This window comes from Leclercia sp. (genome assembly GCF_036780805.1).
GTDB lineage: Bacteria > Pseudomonadota > Gammaproteobacteria > Enterobacterales > Enterobacteriaceae > Enterobacter.
The window spans coordinates 113779-133373 of sequence record NZ_DAIQCE010000002.1 but is presented as its reverse complement, the minus strand read 5'-3'; the positions used below and the strand labels follow the sequence as shown (position 1 = coordinate 133373).

Sequence of the window (19595 nt, the reverse complement as noted above, 5' to 3'; positions counted from 1 at the left end):
GATTAAACATGACTCTTCCCTTTACCCGCTGGCCCGACGCATTCGCCCGCCGCTATCGTGAAAAAGGTTACTGGCAGGATCTGCCCCTGACGGAGATCCTGACCCGCCACGCCGACAGCGATGCGCTGGCGATTATCGACGGCGAACGCCGCTTCACGTATCGCCAGTTCCATCAGGCCGTTAATAACCTTGCCTCCGCGCTACAGGCCCAGGGGATCCAGCGGGGCGAAACCGCCCTGGTGCAGCTGGGCAACGTCGCGGAGTTTTACATCACCTTTTTCGCGCTGTTGCAGGTGGGCGTGGCCCCGGTCAATGCCCTTTTCAGCCACCAGCGCAGCGAGCTAAACGCCTACGCCAGCCAGATTGAGCCCGCGCTGCTGATTGCCGACCGCGCCCACGGGCTGTTTGCCGGTGACGATTTCCTGAACACCTTTGTGGATCAACACCGCTCCCTGCGCGTGGTGTTGCTGCGGGGCGAAGGGCTGGAGACGGCCATTGCCCGTCCGGCGGATAACTTTATCGCCAGCCCGACCCCGGCCGATGAGGTGGCGTTCTTCCAGCTCTCCGGCGGCAGCACCGGCACGCCGAAGCTGATCCCGCGCACCCACAACGACTATGACTACAGCATTCGTCGCAGCAACGAGATCTGCGGCATTACTGCCGATACCCGTTACCTGAACGCCCTCCCGGCGGCGCACAACTTCGCGATGAGTTCTCCGGGTTCGCTGGGGATCTTTATGGCCGGCGGCTGCGTGGTGCTGGCTAACGATCCGAGCGCCACGCTCTGCTTCCCGCTGATCGCACAGCATCAGATCACCGTCACCTCGCTGGTACCGCCTGCGGTCAGCCTGTGGCTGCAGGCCATCGCCGAAGGGGCAGGCAATGCCCAGCTGGCGTCGCTGCAGCTGTTGCAGGTGGGCGGAGCGCGACTCTCCGCCACTCTGGCCGCCCGTATTCCGGCGGAGATCGGCTGTCAGCTCCAGCAGGTGTTTGGCATGGCCGAAGGGCTGGTGAACTACACCGCGCTGGACGATGCCCCGGAGCGGATCATGAATACCCAGGGCCGCCCGATGTGCCCGGATGACGAAGTGTGGGTGGCCGATGAACAGGGCAATCCGCTGCCGCGCGGTGAAGTGGGGCGTCTGATGACCCGCGGCCCTTATACCTTCCGCGGCTACTACAAGAGCCCGGAACACAACGCCAGCGCCTTTGATGCGGACGGCTTTTACTGCTCCGGGGATCTGATCGCCATCGACGAGCAGGGCTACATCACCGTGCAGGGACGCGAGAAAGATCAGATCAACCGCGGCGGGGAAAAAATTGCCGCCGAAGAGGTAGAAAACTTGCTCCTGCGCCACGAGGCGGTGATCCACGCCGCGCTGGTCAGCATGGAGGATAGCCTGCTGGGCGAGAAGAGCTGCGCGTATCTGGTGGTGAAACAGCCCCTGCGCGCGGTCGAGGTGCGCCGCTTCCTGCGTGAGCAGGGGGTCGCTGAATTCAAACTGCCGGATCGCGTGGAGTGCCTGGAGGCACTGCCGCTGACGCCGGTAGGCAAAGTCGATAAAAAACAATTACGCCTGTGGCTGGCCGAACGGGCGCAGGGCTGAGGAGCAGAAGATGGCAATTCCAAAATTAACCGGTTACGCGCTGCCAGGCGCGGCAGATCTGCCGACCAACAAAGTGAGCTGGACCCTGGAGCCCGCGCGCGCCGCGCTGCTGATCCACGATATGCAGGAGTATTTTCTCAACTTCTGGGGCGATAACTGTCCGATGATGGCCCAGGTGGTGGCGAACATCGCCCGCCTGCGCGACTACTGCAAACAGCACAATATTCCGGTCTACTACACCGCTCAACCTAAAGAGCAGAGCGATGAAGACCGCGCCCTGCTGAACGACATGTGGGGGCCGGGCCTGACCCGCTCCCCGGAGCAGCAGCGCATTGTCGCGGAGCTGGCCCCGGACGACGCCGACACCGTGCTGGTGAAGTGGCGCTACAGCGCGTTTCACCGCTCGCCGCTGGAGGAGATGCTGAAAGAGACCGGTCGCGACCAGCTGATCATCACCGGCGTATATGCCCACATCGGCTGCATGACCACCGCCACCGACGCCTTTATGCGCGACATCCAGCCGTTCTTCGTCGCCGATGCGCTGGCGGATTTCACCCGCGATGAGCACCTGATGTCGCTTAAATACGTGGCCGGTCGCTCCGGGCGCGTGGTGACCACCGACGAACTGCTGCCGTCCATTCCTGCCTCGAAAGCGGCGTTGCGGGAGCTCATCCTGCCGCTGCTGGATGAGTCCGACGAGCCGATGGATGACGAAAACCTGATCGACTACGGTCTGGATTCGGTGCGGATGATGGCCCTGGCGGCGCGCTGGCGCAAAGTGCATGGCGATATCGACTTCGTGATGCTGGCGAAAAACCCGACCCTGGATGCCTGGTGGGCGCTGCTCTCCCGCGAGGTGAAATAATGGCTGCGTTCGATTTCGCCGGGAAAACCGTCTGGGTAACCGGGGCCGGAAAAGGCATCGGTTACGCCACCGCGCAGGCGTTTGCTGAGGCGGGCGCGCAGGTGACGGGCTTTGACGTGGCCTTCCCGCAGGCGAGCTATCCCTTTGCCACCGAGATGCTGAACGTGGCGGACGCGGTTCAGGTAAGCGAGGTCTGCGGGCGTTTACTGGCAGGGATGGATCGTCTGGATGTGCTGGTCAATGCCGCCGGGATCCTGCGGATGGGGGCGACTGACCAGCTGTCGCAGGAGGACTGGCAGCAGACCTTTGCGGTCAACGTGGGCGGGGCGTTCAACCTGTTCCAGCAGACGATGGGCCAGTTCCGTCGTCAGCAGGGCGGGGCGATTGTCACCGTGGCCTCCGACGCGGCCCATACGCCGCGCATCGGCATGAGCGCCTACGGTGCCTCGAAAGCGGCGCTGAAAAACCTGGCCCTGACCGTCGGGCTGGAGCTGGCGGGCAGCGGGGTGCGCTGTAATCTGGTGTCGCCGGGTTCCACCGATACCGACATGCAGCGCACGCTGTGGGTGAGTGACGACGCCGAACAGCAGCGTATTCGCGGCTTTGGCGAGCAGTTCAAGCTCGGCATTCCACTGGGTAAAATTGCCCGTCCGCAGGAGATTGCTCATACCGTGCTGTTCCTTGCCTCCGACCTCGCCAGCCACATCACCTTGCAGGATATCGTGGTGGACGGTGGCTCCACGCTGGGGGCCTAGATGATCTGGAAACGACATTTATCGCTGGAGGAGTTGAACGGCTCCAGCCTGAACACGATGGTGGCGCATCTGGGGATCCTTTACACCCGGCTCGGTGACGATACCCTCGAAGCCGAGATGCCGGTGGATGCGCGAACTCATCAGCCGTTTGGCCTGTTGCACGGTGGCGCGTCGGCGGCACTGGCAGAGACCCTGGGGTCGATGGCCGGTTTCCTGATGACCCGCGACGGACAGAGCGTGGTGGGCACGGAGCTGAATGCCACCCATCACCGCGCCGTGGCTCACGGCCACGTGCGTGGGGTGTGTCAGCCGCTGCACCTTGGGCGCACCAGCCAGAGCTGGGAGATCGTGGTGTATGACGAGCAGGGACGGCGGTGTTGTACCTGCCGGTTGAGTACCATGGTGTTGGGTTAATATCGGGGCGAGGTTATTCTCGCCCTCACTTATTTTCACCTTAACGAAATCAGTAATAGTATTGTCTTAAAGATTTTTTTAATTCCGCAAGGATGGTCGCCGTTACGGATTTTCGTTATGCTGCGCAGCGGGATGAATATACTGGAACTAACAATGAAAAATATGGGATATATTACGGGCGCGCTCGCTGCATCATTATTATTATCAGGATGCGCAACCTACTGGGGAAAAGTGCCTTATACGCCGCCGCCGGATTCTGAGCAAAACACGGCAAATGTACGCCTGATTGGCAACCCGCCAGGCTTTACCATTAGTCAGAACGGTAATAAAGATGGTGCGGTTGATTTTACCAGCGTCGTCGTGTTACGCCCCACCCACGATCTGGGGTTCCCGAAAGCCAGCAACGATCCGGAACGCTATAAAGAAACCTATTACGATGCGAAGGTTTATGCCGGAACGCCGACCCGGGTTGGGTTCAAGTTTCTCTATGGCTGTAACTTTGTGAGCTATACCTTTGTGCCGCAAAAAGGGGAAACCTATGAGTTCCGCCTGTCCGTTTCAGATAAGAGTGGCTACTGCGTGCTGTATGCAACCCATCTGAAGTATGACAGTGAAAATCAGATCTACCTGGACGACAAGGTCGAAAAATATGAAGGTTACACCAATAAATAGTATCGTCATGAAAACAACAGGCCTTATTTTGGCGGGGATGTTTTCTATGAGTATGCTCAGCGGTTGTATCGGGAATATTGATCGTACTCAGCAGGGAACCGTCAGTAAACTCCAGGAAACCGACCTGGATAAAAAACTGGTTCTGGGTAAGACAACCAAAAAGGATGTATTAATTCTGCTGGGGCGACCAGATATTCCGCAGGATTACAACCACCAGAATACGTGGTTATACAATTCGAATGTCAAAGGACGCGCGCTATATGTGATCGTTCCGGTGAATTACGATGAATCCGTGACGCTGGTGCTGACCTTTGATGAAAATAAAATACTTACTCACCGTGAATATAAAAAGGTGTAATTAAGCCGCTTTGCTTTCTCTGGATCCCCGCCTCTGTGCGGGGATTTTTCGTCAGGGCCAGGGGCACCTGGTCGTGATCGGCTTAACACTGTGGTGTAAATGTCTGGTTTGACCACGCAATATTGCGTTTCAAAGTTGTTAAACTTTAAGCGTTGTTCTAGAAACAAAATGTAACATCCTACTGTTTCACGACGACGGACAACCACTATGAACAACTCAGGGAAATACCTTTTATGGGCGGGGCTCTCCGTAGTGGGAGCTTTTGCGCTGGGCTATATCGCCCTCAACCGCGGGGAACAGATCAATGCGCTGTGGATAGTCGTTGCCGCGGTCTGTGTCTATCTGATTGCCTATCGTTTTTACGGCCTGTTTATCGCCCGCAATGTGCTCTCCGTCGACCCGACGCGCATGACGCCGGCGGTGCGGCATAACGACGGTCTGGACTACGTGCCGACCGACAAAAAGGTGCTGTTTGGTCACCACTTTGCGGCGATTGCCGGGGCCGGGCCGCTGGTGGGGCCGGTGCTTGCCGCGCAGATGGGCTATCTCCCGGGGATGATCTGGATCCTCGCCGGGGTGGTGCTGGCGGGGGCAGTACAGGACTTTATGGTGCTGTTCGTCTCCACCCGCCGCGACGGGCGTTCGCTCGGCGAGCTGGTGAAAGAGGAGATGGGCCCAACTGCCGGGGTAATTGCTCTGGTGGCCTGCTTTATGATCATGGTGATTATCCTCGCGGTACTGGCGATGATCGTAGTGAAAGCCCTGACCCACAGCCCGTGGGGAACTTACACCGTCGCCTTTACCATTCCGCTGGCGATCTTCATGGGGATCTACATTCGCTATCTGCGTCCGGGGCGCATTGGCGAGGTGTCGGTGATTGGCCTGTTCTTCCTGGTGTTTGCCATTATCTCCGGCGGCTGGGTGGCCGAGAGTCCAACCTGGGCCCCGTACTTTGACTATACCGGCGTGCAGTTGACCTGGATGCTGGTGGGTTACGGCTTTGTCGCCGCAGTACTGCCGGTATGGCTGCTGCTGGCCCCGCGCGATTACCTCTCCACCTTCCTGAAAATCGGCACCATCGTCGGGCTGGCGATTGGCATTCTGATTATGCGCCCGACCCTGACCATGCCTGCGGTAACTAAGTTTATCGACGGCACCGGCCCGGTCTGGTCCGGCAACATGTTCCCGTTCCTGTTTATCACCATCGCCTGTGGCGCGGTGTCTGGCTTCCATGCCCTGATCGCCTCCGGCACCACGCCGAAGATGCTGGCCAATGAAAACCAGGCCTGCTTTATCGGCTATGGCGGCATGCTGATGGAGTCCTTCGTCGCCATTATGGCGCTGGTTTCGGCCTGTATTATCGATCCGGGCGTCTACTTTGCGATGAACAGCCCGATTGCGGTACTGGCACCAGCCGGTACGGTGGACGTGGTGGCCTCCGCGGCGCAGGTGGTTAGCGGCTGGGGCTTTGCCATTACCCCGGATACCCTGACCCAGATTGCCAATGAGGTGGGCGAGCAGTCGATTATCTCCCGTGCGGGCGGGGCACCGACCCTGGCGGTGGGGATGGCCTACATTCTGCACGGGGCGCTGGGCGGCCTGATGGATGTGTCGTTCTGGTATCACTTTGCGATCCTGTTCGAAGCCCTGTTTATCCTGACGGCGGTGGATGCGGGGACCCGTGCCGCGCGCTTTATGCTGCAGGATCTGCTGGGCGTCATCTCCCCGGGGCTGAAACGCACCGAATCGCTGCCGGCTAACCTGCTGGCAACCGCGCTCTGCGTGCTGGCGTGGGGGTACTTCCTGCATCAGGGGGTGGTCGATCCGCTGGGCGGCATCAACACCCTGTGGCCGCTGTTCGGTATCGCTAACCAGATGCTGGCCGGTATGGCGCTGATGCTCTGTGCGGTAGTGCTGTTCAAGATGAAACGTCAGCGCTACGCCTGGGTGGCCCTGGTGCCAACGGCCTGGCTGCTGATCTGTACTCTGACCGCGGGATGGCAGAAAGCCTTCAGCCCGGATAACAAAGTGGGCTTCCTCGCTATCGCCAACAAGTTCCAGGCGATGATCGACAGCGGCAAGATCCCGGCGCAATACACCGAGTCGCAGCTGTCACAGCTGGTGTTTAACAACCGTCTGGATGCCGGGCTGACCATCTTCTTTATGGTGGTGGTTGTGGTGCTGGCGCTGTATTCTCTGAAGACCGCGCTGGCTGCCCTGAAGCAGGACAAGCCAACGGCGAAAGAGACGCCGTATCAGCCGATGCCAGCGAACTATGAAGAGATTGTGACCCAGGCGAAAAGTGCTCATTAACCAAACACCCCTCACCCCAACCCTCTCCCCATAGGGGAGAGGGTGTTCTGAGTCCCCTCTCCCCTATGGGGAGAGGGTTAGGGTGAGGGGAAACAACGAGAAACCAAATCATGTTCGACACCCTATCCAAAGCAGGTAAGTACTTAGGTCAGGCCGCAAAAATGATGATCGGCGTGCCGGACTACGACAACTACGTTGAGCACATGCGCGTCAACCATCCTGACCAGACCCCGATGACCTACGAAGCATTCTTCCGCGATCGCCAGGACGCCCGCTACGGCGGCAAAGGCGGAGCGAAGTGCTGTTAACCCTCTTTCGGCAGGTACAGGCTGATCTGCTCCTGCGTACAGCCGTAGAGAGCCGCCAGTTTTTCACGGGTGCGTTTCTGCGGACGGGAGTCGACGGCTTCAAGCTGTGATACGGCGGACTGGCTGATGCCCAGTTTGTCGGCTACCTCCTGTTGCGATAATCCGCGATGAATGCGCCAGGCGGCCTGCAGGCTTACCTCCTGCCAGGTCATGATGCTGCACACCTCACCGGGTAATTTAACGTCATCGTAGATATCATGCTCAATCTCGATATCTTCCAGATCGTCATCCGTTTCGTCGTCGATTTCCGATAACTGCAAACACATACGAAAGTATTCATCGTAGGGGATTACGACAAACTGCGTTTTTCCTTCATCATCCTTTATGAACTGGACTGTCATAATTTACATGTTCCTCATGTAGATAAGTTGTTGTTGTCCTGCGCTTCACAGATAAAACGTAACAGTCATTTCGAGTTTCCCCACCGACAGTAAAAATGATTCGGTATTCACCCACCCGCAAACGATAGTGATCTTCTGGAAAGGTCATTTTTTTAATATCAGGCGGTGGAGCGGAGCGATCGTTCAGCTCAGCTAATTTCGCCTCAATGCGTTTTTGATAACGACTATCAATTCTGGAAAGCGCTTTTTTTGCCGCATTTGACCACACTATCTTCATCCGTACCTCCACTGTACGCCCACACGAAATATAAGGAAATAATAAGACTATTAGATAAATTCCGAATTGCTGATGGGGTACTGTAGGACGGCGACGGGCGCGGAAAAAGCGGCAAAAAGTGGATTATCGAGGCGGGTCGAACACGCCTCTGTCAGGCGGCAGAGGCAGACATAAAATGTGCGAGCGAACGTCAGGCGTTCAGCCCGCCGTCCACGTCCAGCCCGGTGCCGGAGATCTGTCCGGCGGCAGGGCTGGCGAGGAACGTCACCGCGGCGGCAATATCTTCCGGTTGGCCGTAGTGCCCGGTGGCAATAAGCTGGCGCTGGGATGCGGCCTGCTCGCCATCCTCCGGGTTCATATCACTGTTGGTCGGGCCTGGGTGGACCAGATTGACGGTAATACCGCGCGGCCCGAGGTCGCGCGCCAGCCCGCGAGTCAGCGAGTTGAGCGCTGATTTGGTCATCGAATAGACCGCGATACCCGGCTGGGCGACGCGGTTGGCCAGACAGCTGCCGATGTTGATGATCCGTCCGCCGTCGGACAGATGCACCAGCGCGGCCTGGGTGGCAATCACCACCCCGCGAATATTGACGTTAATCAGGGCATCGATGTCTGCCAGGGTCATGGACTCCAGCGGGCCGCCGCGTGCAATCCCGGCGTTGTTGACCAGAATATCCAGCCCGCCCAGGGTGCGTGCCGCATGGGTGACGGCCTCCTGGATGGCCTCTGCGCTGGCGCTGTCGGCCTGAATCGCCTCGCTGAGCCGCCCCAGCGCCGCAATTTCATCCGCGACGGCCTGGGCTTTATCGGCGGATTTCTCATAGGTGATAACCACATCGGCACCCGCCCGGGCCAGCGACAGCGCAATGGCGCGCCCCAAACCCCGGCTGGCACCGGTAACCAACGCCTTCTTACCCGTTAAATCGATCTGCATGATGACCTCGTCGCGAAAGTGATGAGAACCCTCATTAGGTATAGAAGGCGCGTGTCCGGCGTCAATGCGCCGGGTGGCTGAGGTTTTCTACTTTCTCAAATGCGGCGCGCAGGATCTCTGGCGTCAGGGCAATCGGCAGGGCGTGGATCGACTCCACCGGGCGCAGGGTATGGGCGATAACCCGGTCCAGCTCGTCGCGGTTGTGGATGTCCACCTCCAGCGCGCGCAGGGTGGTGGGCAGGTTAAAGCGCTGGTACGCCGCGACCAGCTCGCGCAGCACCGCGTCCTGGCCGAGCAGGGCGCTCTGCACCAGAATACCGTAGGCCACCTTGGTGCCGTGGAGGAACTGCGCGGTCTGCGGCAGCACCGTCAGGCCGTTATGCACCGCATGCGCTGCCGCCACGCGGGTGTAGCGTTCTCCCAGCCCGCCGACCATGCCGCCACCGGCGATAATGGCGTCCACCACGTCATGAAACTCGCGGGTTACCTCGCGGCGCGTCTGATCCAACAGCGCCTGCTCGCTGTGCTCCAGCAGCACGTCGCGGATCGCCAGCGCTCCGTTGATCCCGAGCCTTACCGTCAGCGGCAGTTGTTCAGGCTCAGGTGCCAGCACCACCGCTTCATACCATTTCGCCAGGGTATCGCCGATGCCCGCCAGCAGGTATTCCGCCGGGGCGTTAAGCAGGATCTCCGGCTCGACCAGCACCAGGTAGTTGGCGTCGTCAAAAATCTCAAAGTGCAGCGCCTGCCCGGCATCGTTGTACCACACCGACAGCGGAGTCCAGGCGGCGCAGGTGGCGGCGATGGTCGGAATGGCCACCACCGGCAGGCCCAGACGGCGCGCCACCGCCTTGGCGGTATCCAGCAGCGCGCCGCCGCCGACGCCAATCACCACGCTGCGATCTGCCCCGGAGGCCTCCGCAAGCTGATTCACATCGTGCTCGCTGCAGTGGCCTTTAAACAGCAGATGTTTGGCTCCCTCTGTGTGGAAGCTCTGCGGCAGAAAGGGTTGAGCCCCGGCCAGAGCGCGTTCGCCGTAGATCCATACCGCCCGGGAGAGCTGTTCCGGGGTGAAAAAGGCGTCCAGGCGGGCAAGGGCTCCGCGGTGGGAGTAGTAGTTGGCCGGGCCAGGAACGACGCGGATATCGGTGTTGCTCATGATGTTGTCCTTTTTATGAAGCGCTAACCCGATGTTATGGCTAGACATCCAGATGGCTAATACTATTTTGCTTTATCTTATGCTTTTTCCTTCGTTGCCAGCCAGTCCCGGCTGTGAAAAATTCCATAAATCAAAAGATTAATAGTAAGGGATCGCAGCGAATGTCAACCAGTCGCCTCGAGATGCGCGGCATTAGCCTGGCTTTTTCTGGCTTCCAGGCGCTGTCGCGCGTCGATTTCACGCTGACGGGCGGATCGGTACATGCGCTCACGGGCGCGAACGGTGCCGGAAAATCCACCCTGATGGCGGTACTGTGCGGCACGCACGCGCGCTATGAAGGCGAAATCAGCATCAATAACCAGCCCGTCACCATCCGCGAGCCGGTGGATGCCAAGCAGCTGGGCATCCATCTGGTGCAGCAGGAGGTGGACGTGGCGCTGATCCCCGGCCTGAGCATCGCCGAAAACATCATGCTCGATCATCTGGCGCAGCCTGGGCACCGCTTCCACTGGGGGAAACTGCGCGAGCAGGCCCGGCAGGCGCTGGCCCAGCTGGACGTGACCCTCGACGTGCGCCGTTCCATCGACGGCTGCACCCTGGCGGAAAAGCAGCAGATTTTGCTGGCCCGGGCGCTGTCCCATCACTGCCGGTTTTTAATTCTGGATGAACCTACTGCGCCGCTGGACGCCCACGAGAGCGAGCGGCTGTTCGCCGTGGTGCGCCGCCTGCAGCAGCAGGGGATTGGCGTGGTGTTTATCTCCCACCGCATTCATGAGCTGAAGGCGATCTGCGACACCTTAACGGTGCTGCGCGACGGCAAGCTGATTGAGTCCGGCCCGATGGCCGATCTCAGCGGGGAAGCGATCGTTGAGAAGATGCTCGGTCACGAACTGAGCGATATCTACCCGCCTGCACGTCCCCCACACAGCACCGAAACGCTGCTGCGCGTGGAGGGGTTACATGATGAAGGGCTGCTGAAGAATATCTCACTGCACCTGCGCAAGGGCGAAATTCTCGGCATTGCCGGGCTGGCGGGCGCCGGGAAAACCGAACTCTGCAAGGCGCTGTTTGGCGCCAGCAAAAGCCAGGTAACGCAGGGCGAACTGAATCAAAAACCCTGGAAGCCGCGCGACCCGGCGGACTCGGTCCTGCGCGGGATGGCGCTGGTGCCGGAAGAGCGGCGCAAAGAGGGCATCTTTATCGATGAGCCGGTGAGCATGAACCTGGCGGTGTCAGCGGATAACAGCTTTTCGCGCTGGAGCCTGTTTGGTCATCGCCAGGCCTGGCGCTGGGCGGAAGAGGTGATCGCCCGGGTCGGCGTGCGCGCCCGCGGGCCGGGGCAGGTGCTGCGCCGTCTGTCGGGGGGTAACCAGCAAAAGGTGGCGATTGGCAAATGGCTGCGCGGCAATGCCCAGGTGCTGATCTTCGACGAGCCCACCAAAGGGGTGGACGTGAAGGCCAAAACCGATCTGTTCCAGCTGATTGACGGCCTGGCGCGGGAAGGCAAAGGGGTGATTTATGCCTCGGGCGAATTTGCCGAGCTGGTGGGCCTGTGCGACCGCATCTGCGTGCTGTGGGACGGGCGCATCGTGGCGGAACTCGAGGGGGCAACCGCCCGCGAAGAGACATTACTTTATTATTCAACCGGAGGAACGGCGTCGTGAGCAAGGCCCTTTCAGTGACGGCGGCAGCGTCTGGCCGTCAGCAAATTTTCGATTTTCTCTACAAATGGGGCATGTTGCTGACGGTGGTCGCGCTGGTGGCCATTTTCGGCCTGGCGTCAGAGAACTTCCTCGATCCGAACAACATCATCAACATTCTGCGCTCTATCGCCATCGTGACGGTGATTGCCATCGGGGTCTCCATCTCGCTGACCATAGGCGGGTTTGACCTCTCGGTCGGATCCACCGCCTCGCTGGCCAATGCGCTGGTGATCTCGCTGTTTGTCTGGCACGGTTTCGGCACCACCGAATCCATTCTGATCACCCTGGCGCTCTGCACCCTGGTGGGGCTGTTTAACGCCTTCCTGATCGTCATTCTGCGCATTCCCGACATGCTCGCGACGCTTGCCAGCCTGTTTGTGATCCAGGGCGTGGCGATGACCTACAGCTACGGCGGATCGATTACCGAAAACATGGTCCTGCCGAGCGGCGATATGGCGGAAGGAACGATTCCGGCGGCGTTTGGCGCGCTGGGGCAGGTGCCGACCATCGTGATTATCATGCTGGCGGTAACCCTGCTGGCGCAGCTGGGGCTGTCGCTGACCACCCACGGACGCCGCATGTACGCCATTGGCGGCAACCCGGAAGCGGCGCGCTTATCCGGCATTCGTACCACCCGCTACAAGGTGGCGGCGTATGTGATTGCCTCGCTGCTGGCGGGTCTGGGCGGCATTCTGCTGGCCTCGCGCATTGGCTCCTCGCAGGTGAATGCGGGTGGCGGTTATCTGATGGATGCGGTGGCGGCGGCGTGGATCGGCTTCTCGCTCGCCGGGTCCGGCAAACCCAATGCGCTGGGCACTCTGGTAGGGGCGGTGATCCTCGGGGTGCTCTCCAACGGACTGGTAATGCTCTCGGTGCCGTATTACGCCATGGACATTATAAAAGGGCTGGTGCTGGCGATTGCGCTGGCCATCACCTACGTACAAAAACGCTAACAACACGACGGGATAAAAAAATGAAAAAAGTTGCACTCTCTTTGCTGACGCTGGGATTACTGAGTTCACTGCCGGGCTATGCGGCGACGCCTGCGCCGGTTCCGGCGGCCATTGCCAACCACGACGGGCAGATCCGCATTGCGGTGATCCGTAACCTTGGATCTGACGACAACACCACCCAGTTTGTCGCCGGGGCGATCCAGGAAGGGAAGAAGCTCGGCTTTAAGGTCAGCACCTTTTTAAGCAACGGCGACGACGCCAAATTCCAGGACTTCGTTAACCAGGCGATCACCCAGAAATATGACGGCATTATCCTCTCCCAGGGGCGCGATCCGTACTCCACCGCGCTGGTGAAAAAAGCCGTCGATGCCGGGATCAAAGTGGCGGTGTTCGATACCGCGGTGAACGGGGAGATCCCGGGCGTGACCGTGACCCAGCAGGATGATGCCTCCCTGACCAACCTCTCCTTCGGCCAGCTGGTGAAAGATTTCAACGGTAAGGCCAATATCATCAAACTGTGGGTCGCTGGCTTCCCGCCGATGGAGCGTCGTCAGACCGCCTATCAGGAACTGCTGAAGCAGAACCCGGGCATCAAAGAGCTGGAGTCCATCGGCGCGGTCTCCTCCGACGTGCAGGGCGATACCGCCAACAAAGTGGGGGCGGTGCTGGCGAAATACCCGAAAGGCAAAATCGATGCGATCTGGGGCACCTGGGATGCCTTCAGCCAGGGCGCTTACAAAGCGCTGAAAGAGAACGGCCGCACCGAGATCAAACTCTACAGTATCGACATCTCCAACCAGGATCTGCAGCTGATGCGTGAAGCGGGCAGCCCGTGGGTGGTGAGCGTGGCGGTGGATCCGAAGCTGATTGGCGCCACCAACGTGCGTCTGGTTGCCAACAAGATTGCCGGGGAAGCGACGCCTGCGACCTATGACTTTAAAGCAGCGGCTATTCCGCAGGCGCTGCTGTCGGCCCAGCCGGGCGCGGTGAACGTCGCATCATTAGGGAAAATCATCCCGGGCTGGGGCCAGACCGAAGACTTTATCGCCCCGTGGTTCGCAACGCTGGAAGCTAAGAATAAGTAACATTTGCCGGGTGGCGGCTGCGCCTTACCCGGCCTACAGTCCGTAGGCCCGGTAAGCGCAGCGCCACCGGGCAACAGGAGCTAACGTGACTGCATTACCCACCCCCGAATACAGCCGCAATATGCGCTTAATCGGCCACAGCGACCAGGGCGGACGCCCGGACGGCGTGCAACTGATGGTGCATCGCGGCTTTGCCTACATCGGCCATATGGTGTCGCAGGGCTTCTCGATCGTCGACGTGCGCGATCCGAAGAACCCGAAGGCCGCAGGCTATGTGCCTGCGCCGCCGGGCACCTGGAACGTACACCTTCAGGCGCACGACGACCTGCTGCTGGTGATCAACGCCCGGGATCTGTTTGCCGATGCCCGCTTTGCTGACGAAAAGGTCTACTACACCCGCCAGGTGGGAGAGACGGTCAGCGACGTGCAGGACAGAGGCTGGAGCGCCGGGCTGCGCGTTTTTGATATCTCTACCCCGGATAAGCCACGGGAGATCGGTTTCCTGTCGCTGAGTGGTATCGGCATCCACCGTATCTGGTACGTTGGCGGGCGCTGGGCCTATGTCTCGGCGCTGATCGACGGCTTTACCGACTACATCTTCCTGACCATCGACCTGGCCGATCCGCGTAAGCCGGAGGTGGCGGGGCGCTGGTGGCTGCCGGGGATGAACCAGGCGGCAGGCGAACAGCCGAATTGGCCTGAGGGTAAACGCTACGCCCTGCATCACGCGATCATCGCCGGAGATACCGCCTACGGCAGCTGGCGTGACGGCGGCCTGACGCTGTTGGACGTGAAAGACAGAACTCAGCCGAAACTGATTAGCCATCGCAACTGGAGCCCGCCGTTTGGCGGCGGTACCCATACCGCGCTGCCGCTGCCGGATCGCGATCTGCTGGTGGTGCTGGACGAGGCGGTGCTTGATAACCAGGAGGACGGCGAGAAGCTGATCTGGCTGTTTGATATTCGCGAGCCGTCGAACCCGGTGAGTATCTCCACTTTCCCGCAGCCGAACGAGCGGGATTACGTGGCGAAAGGGGCGCACTTTGGGCCGCACAACCTGCATGAGAACCGCCCGGGGAGCTTTGTCAGCTCAACGCTGATTTTTGCCACGTATCAGAATGCGGGTGTGCGCGCGTACGACATTTCGGATCCGTATCGTCCGGTGGAGACCGGGGCGCTGGTGCCTGCGGCACCGGCAACCATGATGGATACCCGGCCTAATCGCCCGCAGGTGATCCAGTCCTGCGATGTGTTTGTGGATGCGCAGGGGATTATCTACAGCACGGATTACAACGGCGGGTTATCGGTGATTGAGTATCTGGGGTGAGTGCGGTTTTCTCCCTCTCCCTGTGGGAGAGGGTTGGGGTGAGGGCAACAGGCCGCTCTTAACTGTACTGACGCACCCTTGCCACCAGCTCATCCACGCTGTCGATTCGGTCGGCAATCACAATCAACGCCCTACCGAGGGTGATGGCGTGGCGCAGGCATTCGTGGCGCATCTCATCATCGCGAATGGTGTCGATATCCGCCACGTGCGACAGGCCCACGCTGCGGCGGATCAGCTCGGTGCCACAGAAGCCAATCGCGTCCTGCCAGACCTTCTTCAGAAACGCGCTGGCATAGCCCGGCACGCTGAGCGCCGCATCGCGGGATTTTTCCGCGGCCAGGGTCTGGAAACGTTCCGCGAAGGTGGTCCACAGCTGTTGGATATCGATCAGACGTTGCTCGCGTGCGGCGGCGGCATCACGGATGCCCAGATGCCCCGGCAGGCCGCAGAAGTTAAGCAGCAGGTTGCCGATCGCCGTGCCAATATCAAACCCAATCGGGCCGAAATAACCGAACTCTGCGTCAATCGCCTTCAGGCTACCCTCGGCGACAAAAATCGATCCGCTGTGGATATCGCCGTGCAGCAGCGCTTCGGCTTGAGAGAAGAAGCGGTGTTTCAGGGCGGCAACGGCAATCTTCAGCTGATCGTCATTGCGCAGGGCGGCGACGTCGTTTTCCAGCGCCGCGGGGTAGTTATTACGCTCGTGGATCTGGTACGGGTCGTTGAAGAACAGGTCTTCGGTGATCTCGCACATCTCCGGGTTGATGAACTGCGCCACCTGCGCTTTTTTGGCGTGCGGATGGAGATAAAAATCGCTGGTGTGGAACAGGGCGTGGGCCAGGTATTCCCCCAGCTGGCGTGCCGCCTGCGGGTAGTAAACGTTATTGATCAGCTCGCCGCGCCAGATCTTATGGCTGGAGAGATCCTCCATCACCATCACCGCCAGTTCCGGGTCGAAGTGGTGGATTTTCACCGTGTGCTGCGGGCTGTGCTGATAGTGCTCGACCAGGGTTTGCGCTTCGAGACGGGCGCGGTCCAGCGTCAGCGGCCATGATTCACCCACGCAGCGCACGTAGGGCAGGGCCTGCTTGACGATGATGCGGCTGATGCCTGCGCTGTCGAAAATTTTAAACACCAGATTGAGGTTGCCGTCGCCCACCTCTTGCGCCTCCACCAGTGACGAGGGGTCTTCGAGGCCGCCAAACTGTTGGGCGTAGGCCACGGCGTCCTGAGCGGTAAAGGTACGGTATTGCGACATTGCCAGTTCCTCATCTGTTCCGGTAATAAAGACATTTAGACGTCTATACATCTGAATTTTATCCTGACACAATGTGCTACAACAACGCAACAGAGAATTAACGACATGCAGAGATTACAGACGACCAGCCTGCGGGTGACGGAAAATCAGCTATTTATTCTCGACCAACAGGCGCTTCCGCAGGAGAAACGCTGGCTGGATGCGTCAACGGTTGACGCCCTGGTGGGGCATATTCACGCCCTGCGCGTGCGGGGCGCGCCGCTGATTGGTCTCTCTGCCAGCCTGCTGCTGGCGCTGCTGGCAGAAAACGGCCACGGCCGGGACCAGCTGGCGGTAGCGCTGGAGACCCTGCGCGCCTCGCGTCCGACGGCGGTGAATCTGATGAACAATCTCGACCGTATGAAACAGGCGCTGTGGCAGGAAGAGTTTGTCCCGGCGCTGGTGGCCGAGGCGCTGCGCCTGATTGATGAAGACAGGCGGCTCTGCGATGCCATCGCGCAGGCGGGAAGCCAGCTGGTGAAACCGGGCAGCCGCCTGCTGACCCACTGTAATACCGGCGGGCTGGCGACGGCGGGGGTCGGCACCGCGCTGGGGGTGATTGCCCTCGCGCATCAGCAGGGCAACGTCAGCAACGTCTGGGTGGATGAGACCCGTCCGCTGTTACAGGGCGGTAGATTAACCGCCTGGGAGCTGGGCGAGCTGGGCGTGCCGTACAAGCTTATCACCGATTCGATGGCCGCCAGCCTGATGGCCAAAGGGCAGGTGGACGCGGTGTGGGTCGGGGCAGACAGGATTGCCGCCAACGGCGACGTGGCGAACAAAATCGGTACTTACTCCCTGGCGGTGCTGGCGAAGTTCCACGGTATCCCGTTTTACGTGGCGGCACCGCAAACCACCCTCGATCCAGCATGCCCGAACGGTGACGCCATCCCGATTGAGCAGCGCGATCCCCGGGAAGTGACCGGCGTGGCGGGAAGCTTCGGGGCGGTACAGTGGGCACCGATTGACGCACAGGTCTATAACCCGGCGTTCGACGTCACGCCTGCGGCGCTGATTAGCGGATGGGTGCTGGATAGCGGGGTGGTGCTGCCTGACGATGTGGCGCGTGGCGTTTTTGGGGGAAGTGCGGTCTGATGCCCCTCACCCTAACCCTCTCCCCATAGGGGAGAGGGGACGGTACGGTGCGCTCTTTTCTCCCTCGCCCTCACCCTAATCTCATAGGGGCACGGTGCGGTCTTTTCTCCCTTTCCCCTAGGGGAGAGGGCCGGGGTGAGGGGAAAAACCTACGGCAATCTTGGATACGCATCCGCAATCGCGTCGCCGGTGAACTGCGCGACCCAACCCTCCGGGTTATCGAAAATACGGATCGCGGTAAAGTTCGGCTCGGAGCCCATATCAAACCAGTGCGGCGTGCCGGCGGGCACGGAAATCAGGTCGTTTTTTTCACACAGTACCTGATAGACCTGGTCCTCAATGTGCAGGCAGAACAGTCCGGCACCTTCGACAAAGAAACGCACTTCGTCTTCGCCATGGGTGTGCTCATTAAGAAACTTCGCGCGCAGGGCCTCTTTTTGCGGGTTATCTGCACGCAGGCTGATCACGTCCCAGCTCTGATAACCTTTCTCTGCCACCAGCCTGTCGATGGCGTGCTGATAGGCATTAATCACTGCGTCGGGAGCCGGATCGCGGCCTAAATCGCGGTCGGCTTCCCAGCGCTCAAAGCGGACGCCTCGGGCGTTCAGCTGCTGCTGGATCGCCTCTGCGTCGGTGCTGTGCCACTGCGGCTCGCTGGCCTCTTTATCGGAAAAAATGGTCAATGCGCTCATGAAGGGATCTGCTCCGGATTGATGTCGTCGAACTGGTGCACCTGATGATGATGGCTGGCCCCGTCATCATCGCCGCGAATCAGCTGCAGGGTGCGGAAACCCGCCTGCTCTGCGGCGTCCAGTTCCTGATGAATATCCGACAGGAACAGGATCTGCGAGGGGGCTGCGCCAATTTGTGCCGCAATATTCTGATAAGACTGCACATCGCGCTTGGCACCGATGTGGGTATCAAAATAGCCGCTGAACAGATGAGTAATATCACCTTCGTCGCTGTAGCCAAATAACAGTTTTTGCGCCGCCACGGAGCCTGATGAATAAACATATAAATCAATGCCCTGCGACTTCCATTTTTCAAGCGAAGGCAAAACGTCCGGGTAGAGATGGCCGGTGAAGTCGCCGTTGACGTAGCCGTCCTGCCAGATGATGCCCTGCAGCGCTTTCAGCGCCGTCGATTTGCGGTCTTCGTCCATAAAGGCGAACAGGGTGTTGATCAAATCGCTGGTGCTGGCCTGCGGCTCGCCAATCTCTTCGCGCAGGTTGTCCAGAATAGTGTTCACCGGTTCGGCATACTGCTGGGCGCTGACAAAGGCCGCCAGCCGCTCGCGCGCATAGGGGAACAGGACATTGTGGACAAAACGAATATCGCTGGTGGTGCCTTCAATATCCGTCACAATCGCGCGAATCATACTCTCTCCAGTTGTCGTAAACGCATCTCGCACTCGAACAGGAATTCGAGGCCTTCAAGGTGACGCCGGGCCTCTGCCACGTCGCGTCCCCAGCAGGTTAAGCCATGACCGCGCAGAAGAAAACCATAATTAAGCGGACGTTCCTCGGCGTAATGGGCGATTCGGGAGGCCAGCGCGTCAATGTCCTGGTCGTTATCAAACACGGCAATCGGCACGGTATCGAGATGGCTGGTCTGCCCGCTGAGGGATTTCTGCATCTCAAAGCCGCTGATAAGCAGCTCCGGCTCTTTGACCCATCGTGACAGCACCGTCGCGTTCACCGTATGGACATGCAGCACCGCGTTGGCTTCGGGGAAGAGGCGATAGACCAGGGTATGCAGGCCGGTTTCCGCCGAAGGTTTACGCCCGGAGGGGGCGCGGTTGGTGGCAATCTCAACCTGCAGGAAATCCTCGGGGGTCAGGCTGCCTTTGTCCTTACCGGATTCGCTGAGCCAGCACCAGGTAGCGTCCTGACGCACGGACATATTGCCCCCGGTGGCGGGAGCCCAGCCCTTTGCGCCGATCCAGTGACAGGCGTCGACCAGGGATGTGAGTTGCAGGTTGTCTGTCATCCTTCTTACCTCTTCGGCCAGGAATATCATTATGGTTTAGACGTCTAAGCGTCTTGATTGCCAAATACTAACATCGTGTTATA

The 19595-nt window shown here is 59.8% G+C and carries 21 protein-coding genes; 13 read left to right on the top strand and 8 right to left on the bottom strand.

Annotated features, from left to right (window positions below; genetic code table 11):
* The first annotated feature begins 8 nt into the window (after positions 1–8).
* The 8 genes from entE to V7Q49_RS09920 all read left to right on the top strand — a co-directional run bounded on the left by entE (position 9) and on the right by V7Q49_RS09920 (position 7292).
* Positions 9–1607 carry a (2,3-dihydroxybenzoyl)adenylate synthase EntE gene (entE, locus tag V7Q49_RS09955; RefSeq protein ID WP_333850756.1) on the top strand — a complete coding sequence of 533 codons (1599 nt, stop codon included), beginning with the start codon at positions 9–11 and terminating at the stop codon, positions 1605–1607.
* 10 nt (positions 1608–1617) lie between these two features.
* Positions 1618–2472 (top strand): isochorismatase, encoded by an 855-nt coding sequence (locus V7Q49_RS09950; protein WP_333850754.1) that lies wholly within the window; start codon positions 1618–1620, stop codon positions 2470–2472.
* Positions 2472–3227: a 2,3-dihydro-2,3-dihydroxybenzoate dehydrogenase EntA gene (gene entA, locus V7Q49_RS09945; protein WP_333850752.1), complete on the top strand. Its 756-nt coding sequence runs from the start codon at positions 2472–2474 to the stop codon at positions 3225–3227. The genes V7Q49_RS09950 and entA overlap by 1 nt, the downstream gene beginning before the upstream one ends.
* A complete protein-coding gene (entH, locus tag V7Q49_RS09940) occupies positions 3228–3641 on the top strand; it encodes a proofreading thioesterase EntH (protein WP_333850750.1) in 414 nt (137 codons plus the stop codon).
* Between the two features lie 117 nt (positions 3642–3758).
* Positions 3759–4313, top strand: a complete 555-nt coding sequence (locus tag V7Q49_RS09935; RefSeq protein ID WP_333850748.1) for a hypothetical protein — start codon at positions 3759–3761, stop codon at positions 4311–4313.
* Positions 4291–4671, top strand: a complete 381-nt coding sequence (bamE, locus tag V7Q49_RS09930) for an outer membrane protein assembly factor BamE domain-containing protein (RefSeq protein ID WP_333850746.1) — start codon at positions 4291–4293, stop codon at positions 4669–4671. The genes V7Q49_RS09935 and bamE overlap by 23 nt, the downstream gene beginning before the upstream one ends.
* A gap of 207 nt (positions 4672–4878) precedes the next feature.
* On the top strand, positions 4879–6984 hold the full coding sequence (gene cstA / locus V7Q49_RS09925) for a pyruvate/proton symporter CstA (RefSeq protein WP_333850744.1): 2106 nt from the start codon (positions 4879–4881) through the stop codon (positions 6982–6984).
* A 110-nt stretch (positions 6985–7094) separates the two neighbouring features.
* A complete protein-coding gene (locus V7Q49_RS09920; RefSeq protein WP_014169079.1) occupies positions 7095–7292 on the top strand; it encodes a YbdD/YjiX family protein in 198 nt (65 codons plus the stop codon).
* On the opposite strand, the gene V7Q49_RS09915 is transcribed toward V7Q49_RS09920, so the two are convergent.
* From V7Q49_RS09915 to V7Q49_RS09900, 4 genes are all read right to left on the bottom strand, one after another.
* A complete protein-coding gene (locus V7Q49_RS09915; RefSeq protein WP_333850737.1) occupies positions 7289–7693 on the bottom strand; it encodes a helix-turn-helix domain-containing protein in 405 nt (134 codons plus the stop codon). The genes V7Q49_RS09920 and V7Q49_RS09915 overlap by 4 nt on opposite strands.
* On the bottom strand, positions 7668–7970 hold the full coding sequence (locus tag V7Q49_RS09910) for a type II toxin-antitoxin system RelE family toxin (protein WP_333850734.1): 303 nt from the start codon (positions 7968–7970) through the stop codon (positions 7668–7670). Before V7Q49_RS09910 ends, V7Q49_RS09915 begins: the two co-directional genes overlap by 26 nt.
* Positions 7971–8160: 190 nt before the next feature.
* On the bottom strand, positions 8161–8904 hold the full coding sequence (locus V7Q49_RS09905; protein WP_333850732.1) for an SDR family NAD(P)-dependent oxidoreductase: 744 nt from the start codon (positions 8902–8904) through the stop codon (positions 8161–8163).
* 61 nt (positions 8905–8965) lie between these two features.
* Entirely contained in the window at positions 8966–10063 is a 1098-nt protein-coding gene (locus V7Q49_RS09900) for an oxidoreductase (protein WP_333850730.1), read from the bottom strand.
* Positions 10064–10224: 161 nt separating this feature from the next.
* Here V7Q49_RS09900 and V7Q49_RS09895 point away from each other — a divergent pair, with 161 nt between their 5' ends.
* The 4 genes from V7Q49_RS09895 to V7Q49_RS09880 all read left to right on the top strand — a co-directional run bounded on the left by V7Q49_RS09895 (position 10225) and on the right by V7Q49_RS09880 (position 15131).
* Positions 10225–11727 carry a sugar ABC transporter ATP-binding protein gene (locus V7Q49_RS09895; RefSeq protein WP_333850728.1) on the top strand — a complete coding sequence of 501 codons (1503 nt, stop codon included), beginning with the start codon at positions 10225–10227 and terminating at the stop codon, positions 11725–11727.
* Positions 11724–12719, top strand: a complete 996-nt coding sequence (locus V7Q49_RS09890; RefSeq protein WP_333850726.1) for an ABC transporter permease — start codon at positions 11724–11726, stop codon at positions 12717–12719. Before V7Q49_RS09895 ends, V7Q49_RS09890 begins: the two co-directional genes overlap by 4 nt.
* A gap of 20 nt (positions 12720–12739) precedes the next feature.
* Positions 12740–13804 carry a sugar ABC transporter substrate-binding protein gene (locus V7Q49_RS09885; protein WP_333850724.1) on the top strand — a complete coding sequence of 355 codons (1065 nt, stop codon included), beginning with the start codon at positions 12740–12742 and terminating at the stop codon, positions 13802–13804.
* Between the two features lie 85 nt (positions 13805–13889).
* Positions 13890–15131: an LVIVD repeat-containing protein gene (locus V7Q49_RS09880; protein WP_333850723.1), complete on the top strand. Its 1242-nt coding sequence runs from the start codon at positions 13890–13892 to the stop codon at positions 15129–15131.
* A 58-nt stretch (positions 15132–15189) separates the two neighbouring features.
* Here the strand turns inward: V7Q49_RS09880 and mtnK are convergent, their stop codons facing one another.
* Complete coding sequence (mtnK, locus tag V7Q49_RS09875; protein ID WP_333850722.1) at positions 15190–16389, bottom strand: S-methyl-5-thioribose kinase; 1200 nt, start codon at positions 16387–16389, stop codon at positions 15190–15192.
* 105 nt (positions 16390–16494) lie between these two features.
* Between mtnK and mtnA the strand changes: the two genes are divergently transcribed.
* Positions 16495–17523, top strand: a complete 1029-nt coding sequence (mtnA, locus tag V7Q49_RS09870; RefSeq protein WP_333850721.1) for an S-methyl-5-thioribose-1-phosphate isomerase — start codon at positions 16495–16497, stop codon at positions 17521–17523.
* A gap of 149 nt (positions 17524–17672) precedes the next feature.
* On the opposite strand, the gene V7Q49_RS09865 is transcribed toward mtnA, so the two are convergent.
* Genes V7Q49_RS09865 through V7Q49_RS09855 form a run of 3 tightly spaced genes read right to left on the bottom strand, consistent with a single transcriptional unit; the run spans position 17673 to position 19512 of the window.
* Complete coding sequence (locus V7Q49_RS09865; RefSeq protein WP_333850719.1) at positions 17673–18215, bottom strand: 1,2-dihydroxy-3-keto-5-methylthiopentene dioxygenase; 543 nt, start codon at positions 18213–18215, stop codon at positions 17673–17675.
* Entirely contained in the window at positions 18212–18901 is a 690-nt protein-coding gene (mtnC, locus tag V7Q49_RS09860) for an acireductone synthase (protein WP_333850717.1), read from the bottom strand. Before mtnC ends, V7Q49_RS09865 begins: the two co-directional genes overlap by 4 nt.
* On the bottom strand, positions 18898–19512 hold the full coding sequence (locus tag V7Q49_RS09855) for a methylthioribulose 1-phosphate dehydratase (RefSeq protein WP_333850715.1): 615 nt from the start codon (positions 19510–19512) through the stop codon (positions 18898–18900). The genes mtnC and V7Q49_RS09855 overlap by 4 nt, the downstream gene beginning before the upstream one ends.
* Positions 19513–19595: the final 83 nt, after the last annotated feature.